Source organism: Phenylobacterium sp., assembly GCF_036501465.1.
Taxonomy (GTDB): domain Bacteria; phylum Pseudomonadota; class Alphaproteobacteria; order Caulobacterales; family Caulobacteraceae; genus Phenylobacterium.
In genome coordinates this window covers 1-5,409 of record NZ_DASYAF010000001.1, presented here as the reverse complement: position 1 = coordinate 5,409, position 5,409 = coordinate 1, and the positions used below count along the sequence as shown (strand labels likewise).

4 protein-coding genes are annotated in these 5,409 nt (G+C 69.4%); 2 read left to right on the top strand and 2 right to left on the bottom strand.

Going from position 1 to position 5,409, the window contains the following annotated elements:
* Both VGL85_RS00020 and VGL85_RS00015 read right to left on the bottom strand, forming a co-directional pair.
* On the bottom strand, positions 1-1,039 hold a 1,039-nt coding region (locus tag VGL85_RS00020; RefSeq protein ID WP_331584683.1), incomplete at its 3' end, for a trans-sulfuration enzyme family protein.
* Positions 1,036-2,430 (bottom strand): cystathionine beta-synthase, encoded by a 1,395-nt coding sequence (locus VGL85_RS00015; protein WP_331584681.1) that lies wholly within the window; start codon positions 2,428-2,430, stop codon positions 1,036-1,038. The genes VGL85_RS00015 and VGL85_RS00020, both read right to left, overlap by 4 nt.
* A gap of 319 nt (positions 2,431-2,749) precedes the next feature.
* On the opposite strand from VGL85_RS00015, the gene VGL85_RS00010 reads away from it, so the two are divergent.
* Entirely contained in the window at positions 2,750-4,261 is a 1,512-nt protein-coding gene (locus tag VGL85_RS00010) for an MFS transporter (RefSeq protein ID WP_331584679.1), read from the top strand.
* A 272-nt stretch (positions 4,262-4,533) separates the two neighbouring features.
* A partial coding sequence (locus VGL85_RS00005; RefSeq protein WP_331584677.1) for a serine hydrolase domain-containing protein occupies positions 4,534-5,409 on the top strand: 876 nt, incomplete at its 3' end.

Sequence of the window (5,409 nt, the reverse complement as noted above, 5' to 3'; positions counted from 1 at the left end):
TCGCCGGGTGCTCGATCAGGCTCTCGACGCCGCCGAGGCTCTCGGCCAGGGTGAACAGGCGCGTGCGCTCCAGCATCCGGCGCGTGCCGGCGAGGTCGCGGTCGAGGACGGCGGTCACCATGCCGCCGAACCCACGCATCTGCCGCTTGGCCAGCGCATGCTGCGGATGGCTGGGCAGCCCTGGATAGATCACCCGCGCCACCTCCGGCCGGCCCTCCAGCCAGTGCGCCACCGCCAGGCCGTTCTCGCAGTGACGCTGCATGCGCAGCGCCAGCGTTTTCACCCCGCGCAGGGTGAGGAAGCTGTCGAACGGCGAGGCCACGGCGCCGACGGCGTTCTGCAGAAAGGTGAGCTGGTCGCTGAGCACGGCGTTCTCGCCCACCACGAGCGCGCCGCCGACGATGTCGGAATGGCCGCCGATGTATTTGGTGGTCGAGTGCATCACCACGTCGAAGCCGAGCTCCAGCGGACGCTGCACGTAGGGGCTGGCGAACGTATTGTCGGCGGCGGCGACCAGGCCGCGCTGTCTGGCCAGGCCTGAGATCGCCTCCAGGTCGGCCAGCCGCAGCATCGGGTTGGTCGGCGTCTCGGCCCAGATCAGCCGCGTCTTCGGGGTGATCGCCGCGGTGATCGCGGCCAGGTCGGTCATGTCCACGAAGCTGAAGTCGAGGCCGGCCGAGCGACGGCGCACGCCCTCGAACAGCCGATAGGAGCCGCCGTAGAGGTCCTCGCTGGCGATCACATGGTCGCCGGAATCCAGCGTTTCGAGCAGGGTGGCGATGGCGGCCAGCCCGGAGGCGAAGGCGAAGCTCTTGGTTCCGCTCTCCAGGTCGGCCAGCCCGCGTTCGAGCGCGAAACGGGTCGGGTTCTGGCTGCGCGAGTATTCGAACCCCTGGTGCACGCCCGGCGACGCCTGCGCATAGGTCGAGGTGGCGTAGATCGGCGTCATCACCGCTCCGGTCAGCGGGTCGTGCTCCTGGCCGCCGTGGATGGCGCGGGTGGCGAAATCGAGCCGGTTCTTCGGCGCTTCGTCGCTCACGCCGCCCGCCTCAGATAATTGATCAGGTCGATGCGCGTGATCAGCCCGAGGAATTCGCGCCCCTCCATCACGATCGCCACCTCGTCGCGCTCGAAGATCGGCAACAGCGCGTCGAGCGCCTGGCCGGCCTGCAGGGTGCGCAGGCGGGCGGTCATGGCCGCGGCGACCGGCTGGCCGAAGCGCGCCTCGGTGCGCCGGTCCTCGACCGCTTCCAGCAGGTCGCTCTCGTCGATCAGGCCGATCAGGCGGCCGTCGTCCAGCACCGGCAGCTGGCTCACGTCGGCCTGGCGCATGCGGTTGTAGGCGGTCAGCAGCGTGTCCTCCGGCCCCACGGTCACCGCGTCGCCGGCCGTGCGGGCGATCAGATCGCGCAGATCGCCGTGCAGCTCGCGGTGCATCAGCCCCTGCTCGGCGACCCAGCTGTCGTTGTAGAGCTTCGACAGGTAGCGCGAACCGGTGTCGCAGACGAGCGTAACGACGCGCCTGGGCTCGGTCTGCTCGCGGCAATAGCGCAGCGCGCCGGCGAGCAGCGTGCCCGACGACGAGCCGCCCAGGATGCCGGCCCTGGTCAGCAACAGGCGTGCGGCGGCGATGCTGTCGGTGTCGGAGATCTCGTAGGCCGCCTTCACCAACGAGAGGTCGCAATTCGTCGGCACGAAATCCTCGCCGATGCCTTCGACCACCCAGGAGCCCGGCTCGACGCGCTCGCCGCGCAGCACCAGCGGCGCCAGGATGGAGCCCACCGGGTCGGCCAGCACCATCCGGGTCTTCGGCGATGCCTTGGCGAAGAATCGCCCGAGCCCGGTCAGGGTTCCGCCGGAGCCGACCCCCACCACCACCGCGTCGACATCGCCGCCCATCTGCTCGAGGATCTCCGGCCCGGTCGTCGTCTCGTGCGCCAGCGGGTTGGCGGGATTGTCGAACTGGTTGACGTAGAAGGCGTTGGGCAGGGCCGCCGCCAGCACCTGCGCCATGTCCTGATAGTATTCGGCGTGGCCCTTGCCGACGTCGGAGCGGGTGATGCGCACGTCGACGCCCATGGCGCGCAGGTGCTGGATCTTCTCCCGCGCCATCTTGTCCGGCACCACCAGCAGCAGCCTGTAGCCCTTCAAGAGGCCGACCTGCGCCAGGCCGAGCCCGGTGTTGCCGGCGGTGGCCTCGACCAGCGTCCCGCCCGGCTGCAGCCGCCCATCGGCCTCCGCCGCCGCGATCATCGACAGCGCGATGCGATCCTTGATCGACCCGCCCGGATTGGCGTTCTCCAGCTTGACGAAGAGGCGGCATGGCCCGGTATCGAAGCCGGCGAGCTCCACCATCGGCGTGTTGCCGATCAGCGCCAGCACCGAGGCGACGGCGGGCGGTGTCGCGATTCTGGCGTGCCTAGCGCTCATTGAAGCGGCTCAGGTCCTGACGTGATCCGCGATCGGACGATGCAACATTAACGCACCCGCCACCGAGTCGCTGCTGCAATCCCGACGCTCCTCGGCCGCCCGTCAGACCCGGATGTTTTCCTCGGTCCCGCGACCGCTCGCCGCGCCGATGGCCGCGATGCGTCCGTCGCTAACGGCGGCGTCCGCCTCGAATGGCTTTCGCGGCCGGCATGCGACCAAGCGCCTGACCAAACCGTAATGGCGCCCGGCCTGCGTCTGATGGCATAACACTGGAAAACCGCGCGTCGGAATGCACCGCCTCCAGGGAAATGCTCACCGCATGACAGCCGAACCCGCGCCGCCGCTCGTCGAACCCGCGCCTGCGCCCGCCGCGCCAAGCGCCGCACAGACGGTGATCGATCTTCGCCGATCCAAGCTGAGCGTGCCGCTGGTGGCGGCCTATGGCGCCGGCACGCTGGTCGACGCCGTGATGAGCGGCGCGCTCGGCCTCTACCTGTTCTATTACGTGACCCAGGTCTGCGGGCTGGCGAACTCGCTGGCCGGGCTTTCGATCTTCCTGGGCCTGCTGATCGATTCCATGGTCGACCCGATCGTGGGGTCGCTCTCCGACAATACCCACTCCCGGCTGGGCCGCCGCCATCCCTTCATGTTCGCCGCGGCGCTGCCGCTGGCGATCCTGCTCGGCGTCATTTTCTCGATCCCGACCGGCCTGCACGGCTGGGGCCTGTTCGCCTTCGTGACCACCGTCGCGGTCGCGCTGCGCATCTGCCACTCCTGCTTCAACCTGCCCTACGTCGCGCTGGGGGCCGAGCTCAGCGACGACTACGACGAGCGGACCACCGTGGTCGGCTCGCGCTTCCTGGTCGGTCCGATCGGGACGACGGCGATCGTCCTGCTCGGCACCGGCTTTTTCCTCTACGGCCCGAAGATCGGACAGCACGCGTCCTACCTGCCGCTGGGCTGGACGTTGGGCGCGATCACCCTGGTCGGCGCGGTGATCGCGACCTTCGGGACGTTGCCGGCGCTCAAGCGCCTGCACCAGGTCAAGGTCAGGGGCGGCAATGCCATCGCGCGCACCTGGGTGGACGTGGTCGAGATCTTCCGGAACCGCTCGTTCGTGTCGCTGTTCGCCTGCCTGATCCTCATCTTCACCGCCGCCGGCGTCGCCAGCGTGCTCGGCCTGCACGCCCTCAAGTTCTTCTGGAAACTGCCGCCGGGCCTGATCCCGATCGTGCAGCTCGCGGCCGTGCCGGGCCTGTTCATCGGCGCGGTCGTCTCGCTCGTCGTGGTGCCCAAGTTCGAGAAGCGGACGGTGGTCATCGTGGGCCTGGTGCTGTTCGCGGGGCTGCAGGCGTGGCTGCCGCTGCTGCGCAACGCCGGCCTGCTTCCGTCAGGACCGCTGCTCTACGGCCTTCTGATGCTGAACGCGGCGACGGTCACCTTCGTCACCACCGGGGTTTCGGTGGCCTTCCAGTCGGCCATGGCCGATGCGGCGGACGAGCACGAGCACCTGTTCGGCACCCGGCGCGAGGGGCTCTACTTCGCCGGCCTCAACTTCTCCGCCAAGGCCGCGGTCGGCCTGGGCAGCCTGATCGCCGGCATCGGTCTGGACGTGATCCACTTCCCGACCGCGATCGCCTCGCAGCCGGGCGGTGCGGCGCACATCGATCCGGCCGTCATCAGGAACCTCGGCCTGCTCTTCGGGCCCGGGCCGGCGGTGATCACGGCGATCGCCGTGCTCATCTTCATCGGCTACCGCCTGACCAAGGCCCAGCACGCCACGATCCAGGCCGACCTCAACGCCCGTCGCTCCGCGGCGGAGAACAGCTGATCCTTGGGTCCGAGCGACTGGGGCGTTTTACCGCCAAGCTCGCCAAGAACGCCAAGGCGCCCGTTCGAGCAGAGAACCCTTGGCGTCCTTGGCGGACTTTGCGGTCGACTCTTGCAATTCACCGCGCTCCCAGCCGCACGCTGAAACGCCTGGGGGCCGCCTCCCGTGGAGATGAGCGGGACATCCGGGTTCGCGCCCTCGCCGTCATGTTTGGGGTGCGCGGGCCGCGAAGGTTCGGCTAGGGTCGGTCCATAACAAGGGAGGATGCGCTCATGGCCGACGGTTCGGTGGATGGATTTGTGCGGGACCGGTTCGCCGCGGTGCGCGCCACCCTCGAAAACAACCTGGCCTCCGGCGCCGATGTCGGGGCCTCGTTCGCCGCCACGGTGAACGGCGAGATGGTGGTCGATCTGTGGGGCGGCTGGGCCGACGAGGCGCGCACGCGGCCCTGGGAAAAGGACACCATCGTCAACGTCTATTCGACCACCAAGACCATGACCGCGCTCTGCGCCCTGATCCTGGCCGACCGCGGCGCGCTGGATTTCGACGCGCCGGTGGCCCGCTACTGGCCGGAATTCGCCGCCGCCGGCAAGGAGAAGGTCAAGGTCAGCCACCTGATGGCCCACTCGGCGGGTCTCTCCGGCTGGAAGGAGAAGATCACGCTGGAGGACGTTTACGACTGGGACAAGGTGACCACGCTGCTGGCCGCCCAGGCGCCCTATTGGGAGCCCGGAACCCAGTCGGGCTATCACGCCCTGACGCAGGGCTTCCTGGTCGGCGAGGTGGTGCGGCGGATCACCGGCCGCAGCCTGGGGACCTTCTTCCGCGAAGAGGTCGCCGAGCCGCTGGGCGCCGACTTCCATATCGGCCTGCCGGCCAGCGAGGACGCCCGGGTCGCCGACCTGATTCCGCCGCCGCCGGGCACGGCGATCGGCGACGGCGAGCAGAGCGAGCTGGTCGCCAACATGTCGCGCAATCCCGGCGTCGACGTGCTCGAGACCCGCACCCGCGCCTGGCGCGGCGCGGAGATCCCGGCCGGCGGCGGCACGGGCAACGCCCGCTCCATCGCCCAGATCCACGTGATCCTGGCCAATGGCGGCATGGCCCAGGGCAAGCGCTTCATGTCCGAAGCCGGCTGCCGCAAGGCG